Source organism: Paracoccus luteus, assembly GCF_004522155.1.
In the GTDB taxonomy this organism is placed as follows: Bacteria; Pseudomonadota; Alphaproteobacteria; order Rhodobacterales; family Rhodobacteraceae; genus Paracoccus; species Paracoccus luteus.
In genome coordinates this window covers 310,136-334,762 of sequence record NZ_SDEA01000003.1, presented here as the reverse complement: position 1 = coordinate 334,762, position 24,627 = coordinate 310,136, and the positions used below count along the sequence as shown (strand labels likewise).

The following is a 24,627-nucleotide window of genomic DNA, read 5'->3' as shown; positions in this document are numbered from 1 at the left end:
CAGACGGGACAAGCAGACAGCGCCATGAGAATGACGACCGAAGAGGCCTTCGTCAAAGTCCTGCAGATGCACGGGATCGAACATTCGGGATCATCGGGCCCGCCGATGATGCCGGTGCGCGACCTGTTCACCAAGGCCGGGATCACCTTCTGGGACTGCGCGCATGAAACCGACGCCGGGCTGATGGCGGACGGGTTCACGCGCTCGACCGGCAGGATGTCGATGGCCATCGCCCGGAACGGCCCCGGCGTGACCGGCTTTCCGGTCGCGGGTATCGACCCGGCCGACATGCGTCCGCAACAGGGCGCGGCGGCGGCTGCCGGGGCCTGACTCCGACGCCTGAAGGCGCCTGACGGGGCCGGACCGGCCGCCGGGCGCGGGGCTCTCCTCCCCCTCCGCGCCCGGCCTTTTCCTCCGACCCCCGCCGGCGGGCCGCGCTTTTCCCGGCGCGGCCCGCGCTGCATTCCGGCACGCCGGCGCCGGCCTCGGGCCGTCCCATCGGCCTTCTGCGGTCAGGCCCGCGTCACATCGTCAGGGCGCGGCGGACCAGGTTCGCGCCGGTCAGCACCAGCAGCACCAGCGTCCAGCGGCGAAACTGCGCCACGTCCATCCGGTCGTGCAGGGCAAAGCCGAACAGCATCCCCAGCACCCCCGGCAGCGTCATCAGCAGCGACAGGGGCAGCGTCTGCGGGTTCAGGACGCCGGTCAGAAGATGCGCGACGCTCAGCATGACGGCCCCGGTCAGGAAGACCGCGCCCTGCACGCGGATCTGCTCGGCCTTGGCGGCGCCGGTCGACAGCAGATAGACGATCAGCGGCGGCCCCCAGATGCCCGAGATGCCGCCATACAGCCCGCCGACGATGCCGCTGACGATCTCGGCCCGGCGCTGGTGGTGGATCGGCAGCGACAGGGGCCGCCCCGAGAGCTGCCACAGCGCAAATGCGGTGATCGGCAGACCCAGCGCCAGATACATCGCCGGCTGCGGCAGCACCCGCGCGAAGGGGGCCGAGACGAACGTGAACACGACCACCATCCCGATATGCCAGCGATAGCGCCGCGTGGTCTGGATGGCCGGCCCCAGCCCGTGCCGGGCCGATTGCACAAGGTTGGTGACCAGCGTCGGCATGATCAGCAGGGCCAGCGCCACATCCGCGGGCAGGAACGACCCGAAGGCCGACATCATCACCATCGGCATGGCAAAGCCGACCGCCCCCTTCACGAAGCCCGCGAAAAAGGTGACGGCGATCGCGAGCCAGATCAGATGGGGTTCCAGGCCGGACATCGCGCACAGGCTAGCGCAGCGGCGGGGACTGGCAAGGGGGTGGGATGCGCAGGGCGGAAAGCGCGGGGAGCGGGGCGGGATGCGGAGGGCGGCAGGCGAGGGGCGGGATGCGAAGGCGTGAGCGGAAGCGGGGTGGCCGCCCGCGGCCGCGCCGCCCCGACCAAATCGATGGTTTCCGCTCCCGGACAACGCGCTGCCGGCGGGGGGGCGGATCGGCCCCGGCGAAGTGCCCGATCCTTGCGCGATGTCCCCGCTCCCCGCTCGCCGTCCCGCCCCTTCCCCCTCGGCCGGGCGGTCCCGCCCCCTCACCTCCCGCCGTGGCGCAGCGCGTCGCACGCTTTCTGCAGCTGCTCGATTCCCGGCCGGATTTTCTCCGAAGAAATCGAGCCATAGCCCAGGCGGAAGAACGGGCAGGGCCGCGGCGGGGTCTCGAAGAACACCGCGCCCGGCTCGATCAGGACGCCGCGGCGGCGGGCGTGTTCGGCAAGGTCCATGCTGTCGATGTCATCGGGGCCCGACAGCCAGACGCTGGCGCCGCCGTCGCGCGCGGTTCCGGCGATGCGGAACGCGGTCCGGCCAAGCGCGTCCATCGTCTCGCTGCGCCGGCGCTGCATCTCCTCGCGCAGCCGCACGACATGGGCGTCGTAATGACCCAGCGCCAGGAAATGGGCCGCGGTCCGCTGCAGATGGGTGGGCGGGTGGCGCAGCATGATCGCGCGGGCGTCGCGGGCGGCGGCGATCATCGGCTCGCTGGCGACCAGATAGCCGATGCGCAGGCCCGGAAACAGCGACTTCGAGAAGCTGCCCAGATAGATCACCCGCCCGTGCCGGTCCAGGGACTTGAGCGCGGGCAGCGGCGGCGCGAGATAGGACATCTCGTAATCGTAATCGTCCTCGATGATCAGGAAATCGTCGGCCTCGGCGCGGGCCAGAAGGTCCAGCCGCCGCTGCAGCGGCATGGTCGCGCCGGTCGGGATGTTGTGGCTGGGGGTGGCGACGACCAGCCGGGTCCGCGCCGGCAGGGTGGCGGGGTCCAGCCCGTCCTGGTCGACCGGCACGCATTGCCAGGGCGCGTCCGAGCGTCTCAGCGTCTCGACGAAATCGGGATAGCCCGGCTCTTCGATGACCGCCAGCCGGTCAGGCCTGGCCAGGATGTCCAGCGACAGAAACAGCGCGTTCTGCGAGCCGACCGTGATCAGCACCTCCTCGGGGCGGGCCAGGATGCCGCGCCGGGGCAGGGTGCGGGTGCAGATATAGTGGATCAGCATCGGATCGTCGCGGGTCAGCAGGTCGAAGGCCAGCTCGCCGAACTCGCGTGCGCTGAGCGCGCGGCGCGCGCAGTCGCGCCAGGCGGCATGGTCGAACAGCCGCGGGTCGCCCTGGCCATAGATGAAGGGATAGGGATAGGTCCGCCAGTCCGCCGGCTTGCGGATGACCCGCTTGCGCGCCACCCAGCCTTCCAGCCAGCGGTCCCAGGCGACGTCGGGGGCGGTGTCGTTGGCCCCGCCGGGGCCGACGCGCAGCGCCGGGATGTCGCGCGCCACCTCGAACCCCGACCGCGGCCGGCTGTCCAGATAGCCGCGCGCCGCCAGTTCCTGATAGACCAGCGTCACCGTCATCCGCGACAGGCCAAGCGCCGCGGCCAAGGCCCGCGTGCCCGGCATCCGCGTGCCGGGGGCCACGCGATGCGCCAGCAGGACCTCGACCACGCCGGCGATCAGGCGGGCCTGCAGCGTCTGGTCCGGCCCGCCCCGCAGGAAGATGGCTTCCACCGGGATCGAGGCCCGCGAGTCCTGGGCTGTGTTCATGCGCGCCGCCACTGGACCGATACATATGCTCAACTGGACATACCCTGTCGCGGCGCTGCGGTGCAATGTCGCAGTCGCGTGCGGAGAGGAGAGCCGGACGCCAAGGGGACATCCGGGGAGGATACTGAATGATGAGCTTTCGTATGATGCGGGGCGGGGTCGCCGCCATTGCCCTGCTGGCCGCGATGGCGGTCGCCGCCGGCGCCAAGGAATACCGCATCGCGGTCGGCGACGGCGCGGGCGGCACGCAAGAGGCACTGGGCAAGGCGTTTATCTCGGCGCTGGAGAAACATTCGGGCGGGCAGGACACGGGCAAGCTGTTCCTGAACGGCCAGCTTGGGGACGAGCAGGACACCGTCACCGCCGCCGCCACCGGGACGCTGGATTTCTCGATCCTGGCGATCAACAACATCACGCCCTTTTCGCCCACCGTGGGCACGCTGACGCTGCCCTATGTCATCCTGTCGCTTGAGGACGCCGAAAAGCTGACCCAGGGCGAGATCGGCCAGCAGATGGTCGAGCAGACGATCGAGGACGCCGGCGTGCGGATCATCGGCTGGGCCTATTCGGGCTTCCGCGTGCTGACCAATTCGAAAAAGCCGGTCACGACGGTCGCCGACCTGCAGGGGCTGATCGTCCGCGTTCCCAAGAACGAGATCATGATCGACACCTACAAGGCCTGGGGCATCAACCCGACGCCGATGGCCTGGACGGAAACCTTCGCCGCGCTGCAGCAGAAGGTCGTGGACGGGCAGGACAACCCCTACATGACCGTCAACGCGATGAAGTTCTACGAGGTCCAGGACCACATCACCAACCTGCGCCATATCTTCTCGATCGAGCCGCTGGTCATCTCGGAACAGCTTTACCAGTCGATGACGCCCGAACAGCAGCAGGCCGTGACCGCCGCGGGCGCGGACGCCACCCAGTTCTCGGCGCAGTTCCTGCGGGACGAGGAAGCGAAAATCCGTGAGGATCTCGTCGCCCGCGGGATGGAAATCTCGGATCCGGCCGATGGCGAGAAGGAGTTCATGGACCTGGCCATGACCACCGTCTGGCCCAAGTTCTACGACAGCGTCGGCGGCAAGGAACAGGTCGACCAGGCGCTGACCGCCCTGGGCCGCGAACCGGCCCCGTAAGGCCCCCGCAGCGGCGGGCGCCCGCGGGCGCCCGTCTTTTCCCCGGTTTCAACCCGCACCCTTTCGGAGGCAGGATCATGGCGGCCATCTGGCGTCACCTGGACGTGCTCGAAAGCTATATCTGCCGCACCCTGCTGGCGGTTTTCGTGACGCTGCTGTTCGCGCAGATCGTGGCCCGGCAGGTGTTCGGCACCTCGATCACCTGGATCGAGGAGTTCTCGGTCATCCTGTTCGTCTGGTTCGCCTATTTCGGGGCCAGCTATGCCGCGCGAATGGGCGCGCACAACCGGGTGACGTTCCACATCAAGATGATGCCGCGCCAGACCGGCCGGATCGTCGAGGCGTTGGGCGACCTGTTCTGGGTCATCTTCAACGTCATCTTCATCTATTACGCGATCAAATATGTCGGCTCGCTCAAGCCCTTCGTGAAGGCGCAGACGCTGGGCTGGCAGATGAAATGGGTCATGGCGCCGCTGCCGATCGCATTCGCGCTGATGACCTTCCGCATCCTGCAGGTGAACTACATGAAGCTCGTGCTGGGCGTCGATCCGCGTGACCCCGACGAAGTCGACATCGAGTTGGAACTGGCCGAGCAGCAAGCGCCGAACGCGGGGAAACGCTGATGGAAAACGTGCTTATTCCCGTCCTGTTCGGCTCGCTGGCCGGGCTGCTGGCGATCGGGGCGCCGATCTCGGTGGCGCTTGGCGTCTCGGCCTTGGCCGCGATGTGGTATCTGGGCGACAACCCGATCAAGATGGTCCAGATCGCCTGGTCCTCGGTCGGCTCGTTCCCGCTGATGGCGCTGCCCAGCTTCATCCTGGCCGGCGCGCTGATGGAGGCCGCGGGGATTTCGCGCCGCCTCATCAACGTCGCGGAAAGCCTGGCCGGCCCCTTCACCGGCGGCATCTCGGCCGCCACGATCCTGGCCTGCGTGTTCTTCGGCGCGATCTCGGGGTCCGGCCCCGCGACCACCGCCGCCGTCGGCATGCTGATGATCCCGGCGATGGCGCGGGCGGGCTATGACCGGTCCTATGCCGCCGCCGTCACCGCGTCGGCGGGGGGCTTGGGCATCGTCATCCCGCCGTCGATCCCGATGGTCATCTTCGGGATCTCGGCGATGGGGCTTGCCGCCCCCCCCGAGGCGATCGAGCAGTTCGGCCAGTTCCAGACCGTCTCGATCTCCAAGCTGTTCATCGCGGGTTTCGTGCCGGGCTTTCTGATGGCCGGGTCGCTGCTGGTCGCGAACTATATCCGCGCCAAGCGCCTGGGCTATCACGGCGGGGCCGAGCCGCTGTCGCTGTCCAAGATCGGCACCGCGCTCTACCGCGGCTTCTGGTCGATCCTGGCGCCGCTGGTCATCCTGGGCGGCATCTACGGCGGGTTCTTCACCCCGACCGAGGCCGCGATCGTGGCGATCTTCTATACGCTGCTGATCGGCATCGTGGTCTATCGCGAGATCAACCTGAAGGAAATCGTCGTGGCGCTGGAGGCGACGACCTGGCTGACCGGCCGCGTCCTTCTGGTGCTGTTCACCGCGACGCTGTTCGGCCGCATCCTGGTTGAAAACCAGATCCCCGCGCAGCTGGCCGACGGGATGCTGTCCTTTACCCAGAACAAGGCCGCGATCTGGGCGATCATGATCGGGTTCCTGCTGATCGTCGGCATGTTCATGGAAACGCTGGCCGCGATCATGATCCTGGTGCCGGTGATGCTGCCCGTCGCCTACAGCGTGGGCATCGATCCGATCCACTTCGGGATCGTCATGATCTGCTCGCTGTCGGTGGGCTTCGTGACGCCGCCGTTGGGCGAGAACCTGTTCATCTCGTCGGGGATCTCGAAGATCGACATCGAGAAGATCGCCTATCGCGCGCTGCCCTTCATTGTCGCGCTGGTCGCAGCCATCGCCGTGATCGCCGCCGTCCCCGAGCTGTCGCTGTGGCTGCCACGCGCGATGGGCTATTGACCGGAGGTTTCGATGATCGAGATCAGACCCATCAAGACGCTGCTTTATGCGACCGACCTGTCCGAAGGAGCGATCTACGCCCTGCGCTATGCCGTGCGGATGGCCGAAGCCTTGGACGCCAGGGTGCATGTGCTGCACGCCCTGCGCCCGCTGTCCGAGGACGCGCGCATCACGCTGCGGGCCTATGTCACCGACGCGGGCATGCTGGAGGACGCGGTGGGCAGCCGGCTGAAGGCCGCGCGCGACGTGATGGCGGAACGCCAGCGCGCCTTCTGGGAGGAGGCCGACCCGGCCAAGGCCGCCCGCCGCGAGCGCATCGCCGGCGTCGAGATCATCGAGGGCCAGCCGGCCGACGTGATCCTGCAGCGCTCGGTCAGCCTGGGCGCCGACATGATCCTGATGGGCAGCCACGAGCATGGCTTCTCGCACACCTTCCTGGGGACCGTGGCCAAGCGCGTGATGCGCCGCTCGCGCATCCCGACCCTCATCATTCCCTATCCCGAAGCTTCCGAAAGGCCCGCCCGATGACCAAGACGCTGACCGCCGACGACCTCAAGGCCACCTTCGACGCCTTCAACCGCCACGACATCGACGGCGTGATGACCCATTTCGCCGATGACTGCGTGTTCTACACCGTCGCCGGCGACAACGAGTTCGGCAACAAGGTCGAGGGCCGCGACGCCATCGCCCGCGCCTTCACCGGCGTCTGGACCGCGATGCCCGACGTGCAATGGGCCGACCACGAGCATTTCATGTCCCAGGACGGCAGCCGCGGCGTCAGCCAGTGGACCTTCCGCGCCACCAACCCCGACGGCACCCGGACCGAGGTGCAGGGCGTCGACCTGTTCCGCATCAAGGACGGCCGCATCGTCGAAAAGCAGGCCATCCGCAAGCAGCGTCCGCCCGTCGCCGCCGCCCCCGCCGCCGCCGCGGCCGACGCCAGCTGAAGGGGCCGGGACCATGCTGCAGACACCCAGGCGCGGCACCAGCGGATATGATCCGCTGTATGACCCGATGACCGCAAAGACCCTGGGCCGGGGCAGCGACTATGCCCCGACCTACTGGATCGGCACGGCCGGCGCGCCGCCCGCCGACGACGGCCCCGTGACCGGCGATTTCGACGTGGAATGCGCGGTGATCGGCTCGGGCTATACCGGGCTGAACTGCGCCATGGCGCTGACCCGCGACCTTGGCGTCGAAACCGTCGTGCTGGAAGCGCACGGCACCGCCTATGGCTGTTCCACCCGCAACGGCGGGCAGGCGCAGTTTTCCGCCGGCCGGCTCAAGCGCAGCCAGTGGATCGAGCGCTGGGGCCTGGACGTGGCCCGCGGCCTGCACGGCGAGATGCTGGAGGGCTTCGACTATTGGCGCGCCCAGATCCGCGACCACGCCATCGACTGCGACCCCCAGGACGGCGGCCATTACTATATCGCGCACAAGGCCTCGGTCGTGCCGGGGCTGGAGACCGAGGCGGCGCTGTTGCGCGACAAGTTCGGCTATGGCGCCCGGATGATGAGCCGGGCCGAGGTGCACGAGCAGGTCGTCCGCGACCAGGAGGCCCAGGGCGCGATGTATGAGCCCGACGGCGTCGGCGTCCACGCGGCCAAGCTGGCCTTCGGCTATGCCCGCGTGGCGCGCGAGAATGGCGCCCGCATCCATGTCGACAGCCCAGTGGACGGCTGGGAATACCGCGGCGGCGTGCATCACCTGCGCACGCCCGGCGGCACGGTGCGGGCGAAAAAGGTCGCCGTGGCGACCGCCGGCTATGCGCCGCGCGGCCTGCACGCGCGGCTGCGCGACCGGCTGATGCCGATCATGTCGAACAGCATCGTGACGCGGGTTCTGACCGGGCCCGAGCTGGCCGAGGTCGGGGCCAAGGCCCTGTCGCCGCTGACCGACACGCGCACGCTGCGGCATTATTACCGCATGCTGCCCGACAACCGCCTGCAGATCGGCTCGCGCGCCGCCATCACCGGCCGCGACGCCGCCAACCCGCGCCACCTGGCCGGCCTGCGCGAAGGGCTGGCGCGCAAGTTCCCCGCCCTGCGCGGGATCGACCTTGATTATTCCTGGTGGGGCTGGGTCGATGTCAGCCACGACATGATGCCGCGCATCACCGGGCTGAAGGATCTGCCGGGCGCCTTCTATGTCCTTGGATACGGCGGCAACGGCGTCATGTATTCCGCGATGGCGGGCCGCCGCATGGCCCAGCTGGTCGCCGGGGAAAAGGTTCCGGACCTGCCGATCTTCGGCACCGAACTCAAGCACGAGGGCTGGAAGACGCCGTTCCGGCGGCTGGGCCAATGGGGCCTTTACCAGCTTTACCACTATCGCGACGAGCGCCAGTAAGGAGACAGCGCCATGAGAATGACGACCGAAGAGGCCTTCGTCAAAGTCCTGCAGATGCACGGGATCGAACATGCGTTCGGGATCATCGGCAGCGCCATGATGCCGGTCAGCGACCTGTTCCCCAAGGCGGGGATCACCTTCTGGGACTGCGCGCATGAAACCAACGCCGGGCTGATGGCGGACGGGTTCACGCGCTCGACCGGCAAGATGTCGATGGCCATCGCCCAGAACGGGCCCGGCGTGACCGGCTTCGTCACGCCGATCAAGACCGCCTACTGGAACCACACGCCGCTGCTGCTGGTGACGCCGCAGGCGGCCAACCGCACCATCGGCCAGGGCGGCTTCCAGGAAATGGAGCAGATGCGCCTGTTCGCCGACAGCGTGTCGTATCAGGAGGAGGTGCGCGACCCCTCGCGCATCCCCGAGGTGCTGAACCGGGTCATCATGCAGGCCTGGCGCAACTCGGCGCCCGCGCAGATCAACATCCCGCGCGATTTCTGGACCCAGGTCATCGACGTGGACCTGCCGCAGGTGGTCCGCTTCGAGCGCCCCGCGGGCGGCGAGGAGGCGGTGAAGGAAGCCGCCAAGCTGCTGTCGGAGGCGAAGAACCCGGTCATCCTGTCGGGCGCGGGCGTGGTGCTGGCGGGGGCGATCCCCGATCTGGCCAAGCTGGCCGAGCGGCTGGATGCGCCGGTCGCCTCGAACTATCAGCACAACGACAGCTTCCCCGGCTCGCACCCGCTGGCCGTCGGGCCGCTGGGCTATAACGGGTCCAAGGCCGCGATGGAGCTGATCCGCGACGCCGATGTGGTGCTGGCGCTGGGGACGCGCCTCAACCCGTTCTCGACCCTGCCGGGTTACGGCATCGACTATTGGCCGAAAGACGCCAAGATCATCCAGGTCGATATCAACCCCGACCGCATCGGCCTGACCAAAAGGGTCACGGTGGGGATCGAGGGCGACGCCGGCAAGGTCGCGCGCGGCATCCTTGCGCAGCTTGCCCCCGGCGCGGGCGACGAGGGGCGGCAGGCGCGCCGCGACCGCATCGCCCAGACCAAGTCCCGCTGGGCGCAGGAACTGTCGAGCCTGGACCACGAGCAGGACGACCCCGGCACCGAATGGAACGCCGAGGCGCGGACCCGCGACGCCGAGTTGATGTCGCCCCGCCAGGCCTGGCGCGCGATCATGCAGGCGGTGCCGCAGGACGCCATCGTCAGTTCCGACATCGGCAACAACTGCGCCATCGGCAACGCCTATCCGACCTTCGAGGCGGGGCGGAAATACCTGGCGCCGGGGCTGTTCGGGCCGTGCGGCTATGGCTTCCCGGCGATCCTGGGCGCCAAGATCGGCAACCCCGACACCCCGGTGATCGGCTTTGCGGGCGACGGCGCGTTCGGGATTTCCATGAACGAGATGACCGCCTGCGGCCGCGACGACTGGCCGGCGATCACGATGGTGATCTTCCGCAACTATCAGTGGGGGGCGGAAAAGCGGAACACGACGCTGTGGTATGACAACAACTTCGTCGGCACCGAACTTGACCGCGACACCAGCTATGCGGGCATCGCCAGGGCCTGCGGGGTCGAGGGCGTGGTGGTGCGCGGCGCGGCCGAGCTGACCGACGCGCTGCACGAGGCCGTCGAGCGGCAGATGAAGGAGGGCAAGACGACCTTCATCGAGGTGCTGCTGAACCAGGAGCTGGGCGAGCCCTTCCGCCGCGACGCGATGAAGAAACCGGTCCCGGTCGCGGGCATCGACCCGGCCGACATGCGCCCGCAACAGGGCGCAGTGGCGGGCGCCGGGGCCTGACCCCGACGCCTGACAGGGCCTGACGGCGCCTGACGGCGCCGGCGGGGCCTGACCGGCCGCCGGGCGCGGGGCCCTCTCCTCCCCCCTCCGCGCCCGGCCTTTTCCTTCCGGCCCCCGCCGGCGGGCCGCGCTTTTCCGGCGCGGCCCGGACGGCGGGGCCTTTTCCAAGGTGTCCCCGATGGCGCTTGCAGCCCTGCTTCCCGGCCGTCCGGCCGATCTCTTTCCCGGCTTTGCCGTCTCGGTCCTGATCGCGGCGACGGCGCAGTTCCTGTCCGAACACTATGGCGCGCCCGCGATGCTGCTGGCGCTGCTGCTGGGTCTGGCGCTGAACTTTCTGGCCGAGGACGGGACCAGGACCGCGCCCGGCATCGCCGTGACCGCGCGCACCGTGCTGCGGCTGGGGGTGGCGCTTCTGGGGGCGCGGATCTCGGTCGACATGCTGGCCATTCTGGGCTGGCCGCTGATCCTGCTGGTGATCGGGGGCGTCATCGCCACGATCCTGTTCGCGCTGGCGGCCACCAGGGTCGTCGGCCGCAGCTGGCGCTTTGCGCTGCTGACCGGGGGGTCGGTGGCGATCTGCGGCGCCTCGGCCGCGATGGCGATCGCGGCGGTGCTGCCGAAACACGACCGGTCCGAACGCGACCTGGTGTTCACGGTGCTGGCGGTGACGGTGCTGTCCACGGTGGCGATGGTCATCTATCCGATGCTGGCGGCGCCCCTGGGGTTCGACGACCGCACCGCCGGGGTGTTTCTGGGCGGCACCATCCATGACGTGGCCCAGGTGGTGGGCGCGGGCTTTTCCATCAGCCCCGAGGCGGGCGAGACGGCGACGCTGGTCAAGCTGATCCGGGTGTCGATGCTGGCCCCGGTGGTGCTGGCCTTTTCGCTGATCATCCGCGCCCGCGGGCTGGCCGACACCGCCGGCGGGGCCAGCCCGCCGCTGCTGCCCGGCTTTGTCGTGGGCTTTCTGGCGCTGGCGGCGCTGAACTCGCTGGGGGTCATCCCCGCGCCCTTGGCCGAGGCGGCGGGCGCAGTCTCGCGCTGGTGCCTTCTGATCTCGATCGCGGCGGTGGGGGTCAAGACCTCGCTGAAGAAGATGCTCGAGGTCGGGGCGGCCGCGATCGCCCTGCTGGTCATCGAAACCGTGTTCCTGGGGGGATGGATCCTCGCGGGGCTGCATCTGCTGGGGTAAGACATGACGCCGCTTGACCGCATCCACCAGGCCGCCCGCGACCGGCAGGCCCATATCATCCTGTCCGAAGGCCGCGACCCCCGCGTGCGCGAGGCCGCCGCCCGGATCGTGGCCGCGGGCCTTGCCCGGATCACCCTGATGGACGGCGAGGCGCCGGGCGCGGCCAGCATCGACAGCGCCGCCGCGCCCGACCTGCGCCCGCTGGCCGAGGCGTGGCACGACCTGCGCAAGGGCCGCGGGCTGACCCCCGAGGCCGCGCTGGAAGAGATGCGCGACCCGATCCGGCAGGCGGCGATGCGGGTGCGGCTGGGGCTGGCCGACGGCACCGTCGGCGGCGCGGTCGCGACCACCGCCGACACGGTGCGCGCGGCGCTGCAGGTGATCGGCCGGGCGCCCGGCGTGCGGACCGTGTCGAGCTTTTTCCTGATGCTGCCCGCCCCGGCGGGTTCGCCGGGCGGGGGTTCGCCGGACGGGCGCGCGCCGGACGGGGACGCTTCGGATGATGGCGGCATGATCTTCAGCGATTGCGGGCTGGTGATCGCCCCCGACGCGGCGGAACTCGCCGACATCGCCATCGCCGCCGCCGGATCCTGCCAGCGCCTGCTGGGCCGGACCCCTCGGGTGGCGCTGCTGTCATTCTCGACCGCCGGATCGGCCGAGCATTCCAGCCTTGCCCGCATCCGCGAGGCGCTTTCCATCGTGCGCGACCGCGCGCCCGGCCTTGAGATCGACGGCGAGATGCAGTTCGACGCCGCCCTCGACCCCGCCATCCGCGCCCGGAAGGCGCCGCAAAGCCCGCTGACCGGGCCGGCCAACGTCTTTGTCTTCCCCGACCTCGCCTCGGGCAATATCGGCTACAAGATCGCCCAGAGGCTTGGCGGCCTGACCGCCATCGGGCCGATCCTCCAAGGCCTCGCCAAACCGGCCAACGACCTTTCCCGGGGCTGCAGCGTCGACGACATCATCGCCGCAACGGCCGTGACCGCCGTCCAGGCGAAAGGCTGAGGATGCACGACGCCCTGGACGCGCAGCCGGCCGATCCGACCGGACGTTCCCCGGGCTGACGGGCGGGCAATAGGCAGGCGCTGTCCGGGGCCGGTCCTGCCGCCCGGTCTGGCAGCGGGTCACGGCACAACCGGATGCCGAGGCCACCATCATCGGGGCACTGGCCTGCCGAAGGCCGGGGGCAGAACCATCAGCTGTTGATGCCAGCGCCGTTTTCTGAATGAATGACCCCCATTCAACTTGCGGGCGAGCAGAGATTAGAGACATGGCAATCTATACAATCAACGCGAACGGCTTTAATTCCTATTATCAGTTCGTTGGCCAGAACGGCGAGGACGATACCGTCATTGTCAACATCGGCACGGGGTTCAGCGGAACCATCACCGTGGACTCTCTTCCGGGGGACGGAGAGATCGACAGCGCGAGCGTCAATCTTCCTCCGGGCTGGTCGCTTCAGGTGGCCAATTTCGTCGAGGACGACGGTGAGGATCCCTCCTTCAAGGACGGATCCTATGAAGTCCTGAACGCGGACGGCCTGTCCGTGGGGACATTGAGCATCCGCGGCAACGACATTCAGGGCGCCCCCTGTTTCGCACAGGGAACCGTCATAGAGACCGCGCGGGGGTTGGTGCCGGTCGAGGATCTTCGGGTTGGCGATCTGGTGGCCACGCGCGACAACGGTTTCCAGCCTGTCCGCTGGATCGGCGAGCGCCATCTTGGCATGCCCGCCCTTCTCTCGCAGCCGCAGTTGAGGCCGATCCGCATTGCCGCCGGCGCCCTGGGCGCGGATGCGCCCGTGTCCGATCTGGTCGTCTCGCCACAGCACCGCATCCTGGTGCGCTCGAAAATAGCGCAGCGTCTGTTCGGTGCGGCCGAGGTGCTGGTCGCGGCCAAGCATCTGCTGGGACTGAAGGGCATCGAAATCGCTGAAGACATGGCCGAGGTCAGATATTTCCACATTCTTTTCGACAGGCACGAAGTCGTTTTTTCAAACGGAGCGGAGACCGAATCCCTTTACACCGGCGCCGAAGCCCTCAAGGCCCTGGGGGAAAGCGTGCGCGCCGAGATCTTCGCCCTGTTTCCCGAACTGGAAGAACAGGACAATTCCCGCGCTGGCGCCCGGCTTCTGCTGAGCGGCCGCCAGGGCCGCAACCTTGCAAGCCGGCACCTGCAGAACGACAGGCTTCTGAGCGCCTGATCCTTCGGAGCCGGGAAACCGATCCATCGCGTGGCGAGGACCGGTGTCCCGGCCTGCTGCCGAAAGGCTGGCATCACCGATGCCAAGGCGGCGGCCTGACCGCCCCGATGATCCGGGGGATGGATCGGCCGGTCGTCACGGGCGCCTTTTTCGCCACGGCCGCCAGCCGAAGACTGGCGCGGCGGCGGGCCGTTGGTCGTCTGCTGCTGCCAGCGGTCCCGGCCTTCCTTCAGGTCGGCCGATATTTCACGCTGCGGCTCAGCACGGCCCCGGTGCGTTGACGCGGACGGGTTCGTCCGGTTCCGCATCGCATCTTTCCCAATGCCCGGGGAACTCCCGTGCCGAACACCCGCGATGGTTCGCCTGGATCAAACGGACAGCCTCCATCATCGTGCCGGTTTGCGCCGATTGCCCCGGTCTGGTGGCCCGGTTGATGGCGGGCTTGCGCTTGCCGCCAGCGTCGCGGGCCGCGAACGGCCCCCGGGCATCGCACGTTGACATAAGGTGATTCAGGGTCTTTGCTTGTCTCCGGGCTTCCCGCCGATCTTCACATGGAAAGGATGTCGCGATGACACAGCCGGCCGATCTTGGGCAGACCGCCCCCCCGCCGTCCGCGTCCGAACGCGAAGTGGATTCCGACCGGCCGTCTACGGACCGGCGCGCGTTTCTCAGGACGACCGGGCTGTCCGCCCTGGGCGCGATGATCGGCATGGCCATCCCGTTCGAACGGAACCTGCAGGCGGGCCTGATCCCCGTGGCGCTGGCGCAGGATTCGGGCGAGGAACTGATGGCGGGCAAGTCCGGCCTGACGCTGCTTGGCGACAGGCCGCTGAACGTCGAGACGCCCGCCCATCTTCTGGACGACGACGTGACCCCGTATGAGCGGATGTTCATCCGCATGAACGGGCTGGTTCCGCAGACGGCGCTGGACATGAACGCCGAGGGCTGGAAGGTCGTCATCGACGGCGAGGTCGAGAGCCCGCTGGAGCTGACCATCGACGAGCTGAAGTCGCGGTTCGAGAACGTCACACGGCGGCTGGTGGTCGAATGCGGCGGCAATGGCCGCGCCTATTTCCAGCCCGGCACCTCGGGCAACCAGTGGACGACGGGGGCGGTCGGCTGCCCCGAATGGACGGGCGTGCGCCTGGCTGACGTGCTGAAGGCCGCGGGGGTGAAAAGCACCGCCGTCTATACCGGCCATTACGGCAACGACGTCCATCTGTCAGGCGACCCCGAGCAGGAGGTGATCTCGCGCGGGGTGCCCATCGAAAAGGCACTGGAGGAGGACGGGATCATCGCCTGGGCGATGAACGGCCAGCCCATCCCCGCGCTGCACGGGTTCCCGCTGCGGGTGGTGATCCCCGGCTATCCCGGCTCGGTCTCGCAGAAGTACCTGACGCGGATCTGGGTGCGCGACCAGGTCCATGACGGCGCCAAGATGACCGGCGATTCCTATCGCCTGCCGGCCTATCCGGTGGCGCCTGGCACCGAGGTGCCCGACAGCGACATGGTCATCATGACGGTGATGCCGGTCAAATCGCTGGTCACCTTCCCGCAGACCGGGGCCTCGGTCCCGGCGGGACAGGAAACCGAGGTGCGCGGCCATGCCTGGGCGGGCGACGGCGACGTGAAATCCGTCCATGTCTCGACCGACTTCGGCCAGACCTGGACCGAGGCCGCGCTTGACCCGGCGCCGAACCGCTTTGCCTGGCAGCGCTGGCGCGCCGGCGTCACCCTGCCCCAAAAGGGCTATTACGAGGTCTGGGCGCGGGCGACCGACATGAACGGCGTCAGCCAGCCGCCGGTCTCGCCGGGGTGGAATCCGCGCGGCTATGGCAACAACATCCAGCACCGCATCGCCCTGATCGCGACCTGACCCCATCCCTGCCCCGGCCGTCCGCGCGGACCGGGGCCGCCCTATTTCCGACGGAGCCTGCCATGCGACGCCTTGCAGCCCTTACTGGCGGTCTGGCCGCCGCAGCCCTGCTGACCGCGACGGCCGCGCCCGCCCAGCAGCCCGCCCCCGATCCGATGGCGGCGCTGCGCGAGGCGCGCCCCTATGACGTGCTGCCCCGGCCCGCCGCCGAGGCCGAGGCCGCCCCCGCGGCCGCAGCGGTGCCCGCCGCCGTGGTTGACCCGATGGCCGCGGCCGCCGCTGACCCGATGGCCGCCGCGATCCACGACCCGATGGCCGCGGCCGCGGGCGCGCAGGGGCCTGCCGCAGGCCCTGCGGCCGTGGCCGGGGGCGGCGCGCCCGACCCCGAACTGGGCAACCTGCCGGCCGGCCACGGCGCCGAAGAGACCTATTACCAGTGCGTCGCCTGCCATTCGACCGCGATCATCCGCCAGCAACGGATCACCGACGCGCGCTGGGACTATCTCTGGCACTGGATGATCGACAAGCAGGGCATGGTCGAACCCGACGCCGAGACCAAAGATCTGATCCTGGGCTATCTCAAGCGGAATTTTTCATCCGAACGCTGACCGGCGCGGGCGGCCGCAAGGCTGTGCCCGACAACCTCCCGCAGACGCGGGTCTCGACCCAGAGCGTCCCGGTTTTCGGCGGGTCGGTGGCGCAATGAGGCGTAGGAAGGGGCTGCGGGCCGCCAGCTTTCGGCGGCGCCCCGCAGGCGCGCGCTGCGGCCGAGATCAGCAGTGGCCAGGCGGAAAGCAGCGCCAGGTTGCCTTTGTCGTCGAAAGGTCGAGCGGTGGCAGGCACCGACAAAGCGCGTATACCCATCCCTGCTACGGAAAAGCGCGAGAGTGAGGAGTGTGTCATGGATGTCGTCGATTTTCGCGAAGCGCCGCAGGCAGTTTCGCGGCGCCGCCTTGCAGATCAGCCGGACCGGGTCGTGGCCGGAGATCCCCAGCATCAGACCGAACTGATGTTCACCAGCCCTGACGGCACGCTGATGGCAGGTAGCTGGACCTCGACACCGGGAAAGTGGCGGGCATTCACCGACAAGGATGAATACTGCCATATCGTTTCCGGCAGATGCGCCCTGATTTCAGAGGACGGAAAACGGTGGGAATTCGGTCCCGGAGCGTCCTTCATGATCCCGGACGGGTTCCGCGGTTACTGGGAAGTCATTGAAACGACGACCAAACATTTTGTCATTCGCCAGCATCAGGCTGACAGTGGCGACCAAGTAGAGTAAGCCGCGTCGCATCGGGGATGGAGGTCACGCCGGCGCGCCAGACCTGATGATCGCGTCCGTCAAGCCGGTGTAACTTGCGCAATGGCCCTTTGACGTCATCGATCAGGTGGCTTGGGTGGTAATCTCGGCTTCCGAAGGACCGATCTTGAGGCCGATGATCTCGCGGACCGTCTGTGTTCACCACCACGACGGTCATGGCCGCGACCGAGATGATGCGGCCTCCCTGGCGGACCTTCAGGCAGGTGGCATCGAGATAGAGCAGCACAAATTTCCGCCGCCTGCGAACCGGGGCCGCGGGCGGGGTGTTGGGTGCTTCGACGGGTTGCGCTGATGAAAGGGTCCGATCAGGTGAAAAGCTTTGTGATCAACCGGCCTGTCTTCATCGGATCCGTCGCGATCATCGGCATCTTCGTTGCGGTCGGGGTCTTTCTTCCCGGCCGGGCCGAGGCGATCTTCGGGGCGGTGCAGGGCTGGATGCTGGCGTGGTTCGGCTGGCTTTTCCTGCTGACGGTGGCGATCTTCCTGGCCTCGGTCGTGTTCTTCGCGGCCAGCCGGTTCGGCAACCTCAAGCTTGGCCCCGACGATTCGACGCCCGATTTCCCGTATCTTTCCTGGTGCGCGATGCTGTTTGCGGCGGGCATGGGCATCGGGCTGATGTATTTCGGCGTGGGCGAGCCGCTGACCCATTACGGTGCCCCGCCCGATGCCCCGCCGCTGACCATCGCCGCGCAGCGGCAGGCGATGACCGTGACCTTCTTTCACTATGGCGTGCATGCCTGGGCGATCTATGCCGTGGTCGGGCTGTCGCTGGCCTATTTCGGCCATCGCTACAACCTGCCGCTGACGATCCGGTCGGGGTTGTATCCGCTGCTCAAGGAACGGATCAACGGCCCCGTCGGCCATGCGGTGGACATCTTCGCCATCTGCGGGACGATGTTCGGGGTGGCGACGTCGATGGGCTTTGGCGTGCTGCAGATCAATGCCGGGCTGACCCATCTGATCGGCATTCCGAACACGCCGGTCGTGCAGCTGACGCTGATCGCCCTGGTCACGGCGGCCGCGACGATTTCGGTCGTGACCGGCGTCGAACGGGGCGTCCGCATCCTCAGCGAGTTGAACCTTGTGCTGGCGATCCTGCTGATGCTGTTCGTGCTGGCGGTCGGGCCGACGGCGCTGCTGCTGCGCGACTTCGTGCAGAACTTCGGCTTTTACCTCGACGGCTTTCTGCTGCGGACCTTCAACATCTATGCCTATGAACCGCGGCCCTGGATCGACGCATGGACGCTGTTCTACTGGTCGTGGTGGATTTCCTGGTCGCCCTTCGTCGGCATGTTCATCGCCCGCATCTCGCGCGGGCGCACGGTGCGCGAGTTCGTGATCGCGGTGCTGTGCGTGCCGGTCGGGTTCACCTTCCTGTGGATGACCGTGTTCGGGAATACGGCGCTGTTTCTGGATACGACGGTGGCGGACGGCGCATTGTCGGCCGCGGTGGCCGCCGACATGTCGGTGGCGCTGTTCCAGTTCCTGGAATACCTGCCGTGGCCCGCGGTCACCTCGACGGTGGCGGTGGTGCTGATCGCGGTGTTCTTCGTGACCTCGGCCGATTCCGGGTCGCTGGTGGTGGACACCATCGCGGCGGGGGGGCGCACCGACACGACCACGGCGCAGCGGGTGTTCTGGTGCTCGCTCGAAGGGGTGGTGGCGGGGGTTCTGCTGGTCGCGGGCGGGCTGGGCGCGCTGCAATCGGCCACAATCGCCACGGCCCTGCCGTTCTCGCTGATCATGCTGGTGCTGATCTGGGCGCTGGCCAAGGGCATGCGGGCCGATGTGGCGCAGCGCGAGGCGGGGATCGTGGCCCGCCACGCCCACCCCGCCGCCGGACCGTCGCTGCAGCGGCGGCTGGCGCTGCTGCTGAACGCGCCGGACGAGGCCGATGCGCGCGCCCATATCGCCGACACCGTCATCCCGGCGCTGCGGGACGTGGCCGCCGCGCTGGAACGGCGCGGCGTCGCGGCTGGCGTCGACAGCGACGCGGAATCCTCGGCATCCCTCAAGATCCCGTCGGCCGCGACGCGCGATTTCATCTATGGCGTGCGGCCCGCGCCCCGGCCGCTGGCGGTCTTCTCCCCGATAGAGGCGGCGGCGCCCGAGATGAGGTTCGAGGCCCGGACGTTCTTCAGCGACGGCAGTCAGGGATATGACGTGATGGCGATGACGCAGGACCAGATCGCCGCCGACGTCCTGGTGCAGTTCGAACGCTATCTCAAGCTGGTGCAGGCCCCCGAGACGTCACTGTTTGTCGCCGCGCCCGAACACGCGCCGGGGCCGTGAGGGTCGGGATCGCGGGCCTGCGGGCAATGCCCGCCGGCGCTCGCACGGCATCGGCACAGGCCCGGTTCGTCGCCCCCGACGAACCGTTCGGCTTGCGGGCGCGTTGCATCGAGCACATGCCCTGAACAGGAAACCCGCCATGAAGATGACATCGGCCCTTGGCCCGGCCTTGCTGCTGCTCGCGGGATGCGCGGGAACCGTGCCGGGGGCGCCCGGCGGCGGCAGGCCGATGGATGAGGTGCCCCGCCAACAGCGCCTGCCGAACGGCGACCGGCAGTATGGCTTTCAGAATGGCTGCATCATCGTTCTGGAACCGCAGCGCGCCGTGGTCAGATCCGAGGGGGCGGCTTGCGCCCTGCACCACCGCGACATCGCGCTGCTTTATGCCTCGGCGGATTGAAGGCCAGCTTCAGGAGGCGGCCTCGATCACGGGCCAGGGTGTGGCGCAAACATGATTGCGCGCACACGGGCGGACACCTCCGACTTGGCCATCGGCTGCTGCGTTGCCGTTCTGGAAACGCCTGAACCGGGAAAGTGCCGGGTTCCGCACCGGCAGGGCAGACCGGTTCTTGCCGGCATGTTCTGCAAACCCCCCCCGGTGCCCCGGAGAGGGGCGCCGGTCATGTCCCCCCTTTCACGGCGACAAGCACGATGCCTGCCGTGGAAAATGCGGCACCTGCCCAGACGAGGGGGCGGGGAATGGGTTCGGTCCTGAAAACCCGGCTGGCCAGCATGATGCTGATCAATGTCTCGGCCGAACCCAACACGGCAACGGTTGCCACGCTGGTGCGCGACAAGGCCAGGAACTGGCCGATCTGGCCCATCGCGATGGCGCTGGCCGCGACGAATTGCCAAGGGCCGGTGTGGCGCAGGACGCCTGTGACAGCCCCGCGCATCTGGCGGCTTGCCGGCGCGGCAAGGACATACCAGGCAAGGCCGGTCAGCGCCCCGATCAGCGCACCCGGGATCGCGGCGGGCATCTGCGCCAGCGCCATTTTCCGCAGGACATAGGAAAAGCCGTAGGCCGCGGCCGAACCGATGCCCCAAGTGGCCCAGCCCGGTCGCGTCACCTGCGGGCCGCCCGGCCCGCCCAGCATCGCCGTTCCGCCCAGGATCAGCGCCATCCCGGTCAGGCCGCCCCAGCCCGGCACCTCGCTCAGCAGCAGGGCCGCGCCGACGGCGGCAAAGACCGGGGTCAGGCGGCGCAACATGCTGGCGCGCACGGCGCCTCCGCGCGCGACCGCGCGGAACATGGCGATGCGCCCCAGCACGGTCGAGAACACGCCCGCCGCCACGAACAGGGCGACGCCCCGCCAGACCGATCCGCCGGGCGCCGCCGTCACCGCGGGCGCGCCGGCCGCCAGCCAGAGGCCCAGCGACAGGACCGCGGTCAGGATGACGGACAGGAACGCGCCATTGTCGCCGCCGCGGCCCTCGGCCGCGCCGCGCGCAATGGCAACACCGCCAAGCGCGTAAAGCGCAGCCGAGGCCAAGGCGATCAACTCGCCCGTCACCGCGCGTCAGACGACCAGGCCAGCGGTGCGGTTCTCGATCAGCCGCACCAGGTTCAGCGCCGTCATCGCCGAGGATTTCGGGTTCTCGGGCAGGGGGCTGTTGGCGATCCTCACCTCCAGCAAGCCAAAGTCGCCGCTGGCGGTTATCTCGTGCCGGTTCAGCGTCGCCGCCGGATCGGCGATCAGCGTGACCCGCGTGCGGTCCGGGCCGATGCCTGCCAATGCGGTGGTCAGCGCGACATTGGCGTTCTGGGGAAAGCGGGTGGCGGCCTCGGCAGCGGTGCCGCTGAAGAACGCGGTCGGTCCGTCCAGGGCGTCAAGCCTGCACATCCGCTCGGCGTCGGTCCCGGCCCAGGCGCGGGCGGGCTTGACGATCCGGTGCTCGACCTCGGCCAGTCCCATGCGCCGGGATGCGGCCAGCGCGTCGATGCCCCCCAGCGCGCCGGGATGAACGATCAGCCGGGCGCCGCTCGACCGGGCAAGCGCGCGCAGTTCGGCCAGCAGCCCCGCGTCGGCAAGCGCCGAGGCTGACGACACGACAAAGTCCAGTCCGGCCGACAGCGCGGCGCGGGCCCACGGACCCACGCTGTCCCGGCCCGCCGCCTCGACGATCAGGTCGGCGTCGCCGGGCACCAGCTCGGACGGGTCCGACATCAGCCGCGCGCCTTCGGGCAGGCCGCCGCGCGCGCGGGCCTTGGCCTTGTCGCGCACGGCCACGGCCACGATCCGGGCATCCGAGCCGCCCTCGGCCAGCAGGCGCGCGACGGCGGTGCCGATCGCGCCCCAGCCGATCAGGACGACCCGCACCCGCGCGCGCGACCCTGCGTTCAAAGCTGCACCCAGCCCTCGGGTGGCGTCTTGCCGGGATGCAGCTCGCCGCATTCGGGGCATTTGCGCGCCTCGATGTTGTCATAGAACGCGGCATAGATGGGCGGCAGGTCGTCGACGATGCTTTCAAGGTCGATCTCGGCCCGGTGGACCAGCGCCTTGCAGCCAAAGCAATACCATTCGATCGCGTCCAGCGCGCCCTCGGGCCGCTCGGGTTCGATCACCAGCCCGATCGAGCCTTCCTGCGGGCGCTGGGGCGAGTGGCGCACATGCGGCGGCAGCAGGAAGATCTCTCCCTCGCGGATCGGGATGTCATAATGCTCGCCGTTGTCCACGACCTTCAGCATCATGTCACCCTTGAGCTGATAGAAGAACTCCTCGACCGGGTCGTCGTGAAAGTCGGCGCGCTGGTTCGGCCCGCCGACGACGGTGACCATCAGCCCGGCCTCTTTCCAGATCTGCTGGTTGCCCACCGGCGGCTTCAACAGATGCTTGTTCTCGTCGATCCACTTCTGGAAGTTGAATGCCCTCAGGCGTCCTTCCTTGATCATGAGACCCTCCTCAGTCCTTGATCGGTTTCGTCCGGGGCCGGGACGCGGCCCGCCGCATGGTCACAGTTGCAGGCCGCAGTCCTGGAACGCGGCGCGCGTCGCCGCCTTCTCGTCCTCGGTCAGTTCCAGCAGCGGCGCGCGCACCCGGCCGCCGGTCTGGCCCAGCAGATCCTGCCAGTATTTCTGATGGGAATGGGGCTTCTCGGCCGGCCGCGTGCCGCGCAGCGCCTGTCGCACAGGCTCCAGGCTGTCGCGCACCCGCCGCGCCTCGTCGGCGTTTCCGGCAAAGGCCAGCTGCGTATAGTCGTGCATGCGCCGGTCCCTGGCCGTCTGGATCAGATAGGGCGGGGACGAACACAGGTAAAGCTGCCAGTCCAGTTCCAGGATGTTGTCCAGCCATTCCTCTTCCGAGGCGGTGCTGACGAGGATGCGGTCGCCCGCCAGCCGGGTCAGTTCCGCATACATCGGGCGCGGCACCGAATACTTGATCGCGACCACCGTTTCCAGGTCGGCCAGTTCGTTGCACAGCTGCGGCGACATCAGATAGCCGCTGTCAGGATGGCTCCACAGCGCCACGCCGATGTCCACCGCGTCGGTGACGATCTTGTAATAGTTCTTCAGCGTCTCGTCCTGCGCCTTGTGGAAATGCAGGACCGGCGCGTGGACCACCACATAGTCGGCGCCGCAGTCCTGCGCGTGGCGCGCCAGTTCGATCACGTTGTCCATGTTCTGGTCGGACACCGACATGATCGTCTGCGCCCGGCCCTTCGCGGCCTTGACCGCCAGCTCGAACGACCGCTTCCGCTCGTCCATCGACATCGAGAAGAACTCGCCCTGCTTGCCCGAGACGAAGAAGCCCGCGATCCCCAGATCGTCGATCCAGTGGTCCATGTTGCCCGCAAAGGCGTCCTCGTCCATGCGGCCCTTGTGGTCAAAGGGCATCAGCGCCGCGGCCCAGATCCCCTTCATGGTCTGCCGGGAATACGCCTTGGCGTCCTTGCGCGAGTATTTCATTCTTCGGTTCCCTTGTTGGCCGGATCGATCCGCATGAAGTGCGAAACGGTCTTGACCGTCATGTAATGGTGCAGCCCCTCGGTCCCGCCTTCGCGGCCATAGCCCGACGACTTGACGCCCCCGAACGGGGTTTCGGGAAGCGACGCTTCCAGCGTGTTGATCGACAGATTGCCGCATTCGACGCCCGCGACCATGCGGTCCACATTGGCCGCGTTGTGGGTAAAGCCATACGCCGCCAGCCCATAGGGGACCGCGTTGGCGCAGGCGATCGCCTCGTCCAGCGATCCGACGGGATTGATGATGGCAAGCGGGCCGAACGGTTCTTCCTGCATCACGCGGGCGTTGTCGGGGACGTTGGCCAGAACCGTCGGCTGGAAGAAATAGCCGCTGTTGCCGATCCGCTCGCCGCCCGTCAGCAGGCGCGCGCCCTTGCCGGTCGCGTCCGCGACCAGTTCGGCCAGCGCCTCGATCCGGCGGCCGTTGGCCAGAGGACCCATCTCGACGCCCTTGTCCATCCCGTTGCCGACCCGGATCTTGCGGGCGTGGTCAGCGAATGTCTGCGCGAACGCGTCGAAGATGCTGTCCTTGACGAAAAAGCGGGTGGGCGAGGTGCAGACCTGGCCCGCGTTGCGCATCTTGCGGTTGGCCGACATGACGGCCGCATCGGTGACGTTGACGTCGTCGCAGACGATGACCGGCGCGTGCCCGCCCAGCTCCATCAGGACCGGCGTCATGTGCTGGGACGCCAGCGTCGTCAGGTGGCGCCCGACCGCGGTCGATCCGGTGAACGCGACCAGCCGCACCTGGTCCTGCGGGATCAGATAGCCGGAAATGTCGGCGGGGTTGCCGAAGACAAGGTTCAGCACGCCCCGCGGCAGGCCCGCGTCATGGAAGGCGCGGGCGATGTGCAGGGCGCCCGCCGGCGTCTCCTCGGCCGCCTTGAGGATGATCGAGCAGCCCGAGGCGATGGCGCCGCCGATCTTGCGGGCCGGCTGGCTCATCGGAAAGTTCCAGGGCGAGAACGCGGCGACCGTCCCGACCGGCTGGTGGATGACGCTGTAGCGGGTGCCCTGCGCGCTGGGGATCACCCGGCCATAGGTCCGCACGGCCTCGCCGGCGTCCCATTCAAAGAACTCGGCGCCGCGGATGACCTCCAGCCGCGCCTCCGGCAACGGCTTGCCGTGTTCCAGCGTGATCGCGGCCGCGATCTCGTCGATGCGTTCGCGCATCAGCCGGGCGGCCGCGATCATCACGTCGGCGCGGTCGCGGGGCGCGGTCCGGCTCCAGACGCGGAAGCCTTCGTCGGCGGCGGCCAGAGCATCGTCCAGATCAGCCCTGGACGCGCAGGGCAGCCGGCCGATTTCCCTTTCGTCGGCAGGACTGAGAACGGCCATGTCGTCGGCCGCCTTGCGCCACTCGCCCGCGATGTAGAGATGAAGATCGGGGTAATGCATCATTCGTTCTCAGTCCTCTTGCTGGTGCGATC

22 protein-coding genes and 2 pseudogenes are annotated in these 24,627 nt (G+C 68.5%); 16 read left to right on the top strand and 8 right to left on the bottom strand.

Annotation, left to right across the window (positions count from 1 at the left end):
* Nucleotides 1-24: 24 nt before the first annotated feature.
* A pseudogene (locus EPA64_RS06560) lies at nt 25-261 on the top strand (thiamine pyrophosphate-binding protein); the annotation flags it as partial.
* A gap of 262 nt (nt 262-523) precedes the next feature.
* On the opposite strand, the gene EPA64_RS06555 reads toward EPA64_RS06560, so the two are convergent.
* Together EPA64_RS06555 and pdxR are read right to left on the bottom strand one after the other, a co-directional pair.
* A complete protein-coding gene (locus EPA64_RS06555; protein WP_134725434.1) occupies nt 524-1,282 on the bottom strand; it encodes a sulfite exporter TauE/SafE family protein in 759 nt (252 codons plus the stop codon).
* A 305-nt stretch (nt 1,283-1,587) separates the two neighbouring features.
* The gene (gene pdxR / locus EPA64_RS06550; protein WP_134725432.1) at nt 1,588-3,090 is read right to left on the bottom strand and encodes a MocR-like pyridoxine biosynthesis transcription factor PdxR; all 1,503 of its coding nucleotides are present in this window, start codon (nt 3,088-3,090) and stop codon (nt 1,588-1,590) included.
* 131 nt (nt 3,091-3,221) lie between these two features.
* On the opposite strand from pdxR, the gene EPA64_RS06545 reads away from it, so the two are divergent.
* The 13 genes from EPA64_RS06545 (at nt 3,222) to EPA64_RS06480 (ending at nt 16,903) form a co-directional block, all read left to right on the top strand.
* Entirely contained in the window at nt 3,222-4,229 is a 1,008-nt protein-coding gene (locus tag EPA64_RS06545) for a TRAP transporter substrate-binding protein (RefSeq protein WP_134725508.1), read from the top strand.
* A 77-nt stretch (nt 4,230-4,306) separates the two neighbouring features.
* Nucleotides 4,307-4,852: a TRAP transporter small permease gene (locus tag EPA64_RS06540; protein WP_134725430.1), complete on the top strand. Its 546-nt coding sequence runs from the start codon at nt 4,307-4,309 to the stop codon at nt 4,850-4,852.
* Nucleotides 4,852-6,192, top strand: coding sequence for a TRAP transporter large permease (locus EPA64_RS06535; RefSeq protein WP_134725429.1), 1,341 nt, complete (start codon nt 4,852-4,854; stop codon nt 6,190-6,192). The genes EPA64_RS06540 and EPA64_RS06535 overlap by 1 nt, the downstream gene beginning before the upstream one ends.
* A 12-nt stretch (nt 6,193-6,204) precedes the next feature.
* Nucleotides 6,205-6,720 carry a universal stress protein gene (locus tag EPA64_RS06530; protein ID WP_246026643.1) on the top strand — a complete coding sequence of 172 codons (516 nt, stop codon included), beginning with the start codon at nt 6,205-6,207 and terminating at the stop codon, nt 6,718-6,720.
* Nucleotides 6,717-7,139, top strand: a complete 423-nt coding sequence (locus EPA64_RS06525) for a nuclear transport factor 2 family protein (protein WP_134725427.1) — start codon at nt 6,717-6,719, stop codon at nt 7,137-7,139. The genes EPA64_RS06530 and EPA64_RS06525 overlap by 4 nt, the downstream gene beginning before the upstream one ends.
* 13 nt (nt 7,140-7,152) lie before the next feature.
* A complete protein-coding gene (locus EPA64_RS06520; RefSeq protein ID WP_134725426.1) occupies nt 7,153-8,541 on the top strand; it encodes an NAD(P)/FAD-dependent oxidoreductase in 1,389 nt (462 codons plus the stop codon).
* A 12-nt stretch (nt 8,542-8,553) separates the two neighbouring features.
* Nucleotides 8,554-10,350: a sulfoacetaldehyde acetyltransferase gene (gene xsc, locus EPA64_RS06515; protein WP_134725424.1), complete on the top strand. Its 1,797-nt coding sequence runs from the start codon at nt 8,554-8,556 to the stop codon at nt 10,348-10,350.
* 178 nt (nt 10,351-10,528) lie between these two features.
* Nucleotides 10,529-11,542 (top strand): YeiH family protein, encoded by a 1,014-nt coding sequence (locus EPA64_RS06510; RefSeq protein ID WP_134725422.1) that lies wholly within the window; start codon nt 10,529-10,531, stop codon nt 11,540-11,542.
* Between the two features lie 3 nt (nt 11,543-11,545).
* On the top strand, nt 11,546-12,547 hold the full coding sequence (gene pta, locus EPA64_RS06505) for a phosphate acetyltransferase (RefSeq protein ID WP_134725421.1): 1,002 nt from the start codon (nt 11,546-11,548) through the stop codon (nt 12,545-12,547).
* A 265-nt stretch (nt 12,548-12,812) separates the two neighbouring features.
* Complete coding sequence (locus tag EPA64_RS06500) at nt 12,813-13,745, top strand: Hint domain-containing protein (protein WP_134725420.1); 933 nt, start codon at nt 12,813-12,815, stop codon at nt 13,743-13,745.
* Nucleotides 13,746-14,313: 568 nt separating this feature from the next.
* On the top strand, nt 14,314-15,621 hold the full coding sequence (locus EPA64_RS06495; protein ID WP_134725419.1) for a sulfite oxidase: 1,308 nt from the start codon (nt 14,314-14,316) through the stop codon (nt 15,619-15,621).
* A gap of 62 nt (nt 15,622-15,683) precedes the next feature.
* Nucleotides 15,684-16,229, top strand: coding sequence for a hypothetical protein (locus EPA64_RS16670; RefSeq protein WP_246026642.1), 546 nt, complete (start codon nt 15,684-15,686; stop codon nt 16,227-16,229).
* A 293-nt stretch (nt 16,230-16,522) separates the two neighbouring features.
* Complete coding sequence (locus EPA64_RS06480; protein ID WP_134725416.1) at nt 16,523-16,903, top strand: cupin domain-containing protein; 381 nt, start codon at nt 16,523-16,525, stop codon at nt 16,901-16,903.
* A gap of 123 nt (nt 16,904-17,026) precedes the next feature.
* Here the strand turns inward: EPA64_RS06480 and EPA64_RS06475 are convergent.
* Nucleotides 17,027-17,162: pseudogene (locus tag EPA64_RS06475) on the bottom strand (transposase); the annotation flags it as partial.
* A gap of 71 nt (nt 17,163-17,233) precedes the next feature.
* On the opposite strand from EPA64_RS06475, the gene EPA64_RS06470 reads away from it, so the two are divergent.
* Both EPA64_RS06470 and EPA64_RS16260 read left to right on the top strand, forming a co-directional pair.
* On the top strand, nt 17,234-19,234 hold the full coding sequence (locus EPA64_RS06470; RefSeq protein ID WP_167626601.1) for a BCCT family transporter: 2,001 nt from the start codon (nt 17,234-17,236) through the stop codon (nt 19,232-19,234).
* Between the two features lie 139 nt (nt 19,235-19,373).
* Nucleotides 19,374-19,634, top strand: coding sequence for a hypothetical protein (locus EPA64_RS16260; RefSeq protein WP_167626589.1), 261 nt, complete (start codon nt 19,374-19,376; stop codon nt 19,632-19,634).
* 220 nt (nt 19,635-19,854) lie between these two features.
* Here EPA64_RS16260 and EPA64_RS06460 read toward each other — a convergent pair whose 3' ends face one another.
* Genes EPA64_RS06460 through EPA64_RS06440 form a run of 5 tightly spaced genes read right to left on the bottom strand, consistent with a single transcriptional unit; the run spans nt 19,855 to nt 24,598 of the window.
* The gene (locus EPA64_RS06460) at nt 19,855-20,748 is read right to left on the bottom strand and encodes a DMT family transporter (protein ID WP_134725414.1); all 894 of its coding nucleotides are present in this window, start codon (nt 20,746-20,748) and stop codon (nt 19,855-19,857) included.
* A gap of 6 nt (nt 20,749-20,754) precedes the next feature.
* Nucleotides 20,755-21,555 (bottom strand): aspartate dehydrogenase, encoded by an 801-nt coding sequence (locus EPA64_RS06455; protein ID WP_246026641.1) that lies wholly within the window; start codon nt 21,553-21,555, stop codon nt 20,755-20,757.
* Between the two features lie 20 nt (nt 21,556-21,575).
* Nucleotides 21,576-22,127 (bottom strand): 3-hydroxyanthranilate 3,4-dioxygenase, encoded by a 552-nt coding sequence (locus tag EPA64_RS06450; protein ID WP_134725412.1) that lies wholly within the window; start codon nt 22,125-22,127, stop codon nt 21,576-21,578.
* A gap of 60 nt (nt 22,128-22,187) precedes the next feature.
* The gene (locus EPA64_RS06445; protein ID WP_134725410.1) at nt 22,188-23,141 is read right to left on the bottom strand and encodes a dihydrodipicolinate synthase family protein; all 954 of its coding nucleotides are present in this window, start codon (nt 23,139-23,141) and stop codon (nt 22,188-22,190) included.
* On the bottom strand, nt 23,138-24,598 hold the full coding sequence (locus tag EPA64_RS06440) for an NAD-dependent succinate-semialdehyde dehydrogenase (RefSeq protein ID WP_181953504.1): 1,461 nt from the start codon (nt 24,596-24,598) through the stop codon (nt 23,138-23,140). Before EPA64_RS06440 ends, EPA64_RS06445 begins: the two co-directional genes overlap by 4 nt.
* Between the last annotated feature and the right edge of the window lie 29 nt (nt 24,599-24,627).

What these genes read in the sequence shown, in the direction of transcription:
- EPA64_RS06445 (WP_134725410.1), bottom strand. Translation starts at nt 23,141, where the DNA reads ATGAAATACTCGCGCAAGGACGCCAAGGCGTATTCCCGGCAGACCATG.
- pta (WP_134725421.1), top strand. Translation starts at nt 11,546, where the DNA reads ATGACGCCGCTTGACCGCATCCACCAGGCCGCCCGCGACCGGCAGGCC.
- EPA64_RS06555 (WP_134725434.1), bottom strand. Translation starts at nt 1,282, where the DNA reads ATGTCCGGCCTGGAACCCCATCTGATCTGGCTCGCGATCGCCGTCACC.
- EPA64_RS06500 (WP_134725420.1), top strand. Translation starts at nt 12,813, where the DNA reads ATGGCAATCTATACAATCAACGCGAACGGCTTTAATTCCTATTATCAG.
- EPA64_RS06535 (WP_134725429.1), top strand. Translation starts at nt 4,852, where the DNA reads ATGGAAAACGTGCTTATTCCCGTCCTGTTCGGCTCGCTGGCCGGGCTG.
- EPA64_RS06520 (WP_134725426.1), top strand. Translation starts at nt 7,153, where the DNA reads ATGCTGCAGACACCCAGGCGCGGCACCAGCGGATATGATCCGCTGTAT.
- EPA64_RS06440 (WP_181953504.1), bottom strand. Translation starts at nt 24,598, where the DNA reads ATGATGCATTACCCCGATCTTCATCTCTACATCGCGGGCGAGTGGCGC.
- EPA64_RS06510 (WP_134725422.1), top strand. Translation starts at nt 10,529, where the DNA reads ATGGCGCTTGCAGCCCTGCTTCCCGGCCGTCCGGCCGATCTCTTTCCC.
- EPA64_RS06545 (WP_134725508.1), top strand. Translation starts at nt 3,222, where the DNA reads ATGAGCTTTCGTATGATGCGGGGCGGGGTCGCCGCCATTGCCCTGCTG.
- EPA64_RS16260 (WP_167626589.1), top strand. Translation starts at nt 19,374, where the DNA reads ATGAAGATGACATCGGCCCTTGGCCCGGCCTTGCTGCTGCTCGCGGGA.
- EPA64_RS06525 (WP_134725427.1), top strand. Translation starts at nt 6,717, where the DNA reads ATGACCAAGACGCTGACCGCCGACGACCTCAAGGCCACCTTCGACGCC.
- EPA64_RS06480 (WP_134725416.1), top strand. Translation starts at nt 16,523, where the DNA reads ATGGATGTCGTCGATTTTCGCGAAGCGCCGCAGGCAGTTTCGCGGCGC.
- pdxR (WP_134725432.1), bottom strand. Translation starts at nt 3,090, where the DNA reads ATGAACACAGCCCAGGACTCGCGGGCCTCGATCCCGGTGGAAGCCATC.
- EPA64_RS16670 (WP_246026642.1), top strand. Translation starts at nt 15,684, where the DNA reads ATGCGACGCCTTGCAGCCCTTACTGGCGGTCTGGCCGCCGCAGCCCTG.
- EPA64_RS06450 (WP_134725412.1), bottom strand. Translation starts at nt 22,127, where the DNA reads ATGATCAAGGAAGGACGCCTGAGGGCATTCAACTTCCAGAAGTGGATC.
- xsc (WP_134725424.1), top strand. Translation starts at nt 8,554, where the DNA reads ATGAGAATGACGACCGAAGAGGCCTTCGTCAAAGTCCTGCAGATGCAC.
- EPA64_RS06470 (WP_167626601.1), top strand. Translation starts at nt 17,234, where the DNA reads ATGAAAGGGTCCGATCAGGTGAAAAGCTTTGTGATCAACCGGCCTGTC.
- EPA64_RS06540 (WP_134725430.1), top strand. Translation starts at nt 4,307, where the DNA reads ATGGCGGCCATCTGGCGTCACCTGGACGTGCTCGAAAGCTATATCTGC.
- EPA64_RS06495 (WP_134725419.1), top strand. Translation starts at nt 14,314, where the DNA reads ATGACACAGCCGGCCGATCTTGGGCAGACCGCCCCCCCGCCGTCCGCG.
- EPA64_RS06530 (WP_246026643.1), top strand. Translation starts at nt 6,205, where the DNA reads ATGATCGAGATCAGACCCATCAAGACGCTGCTTTATGCGACCGACCTG.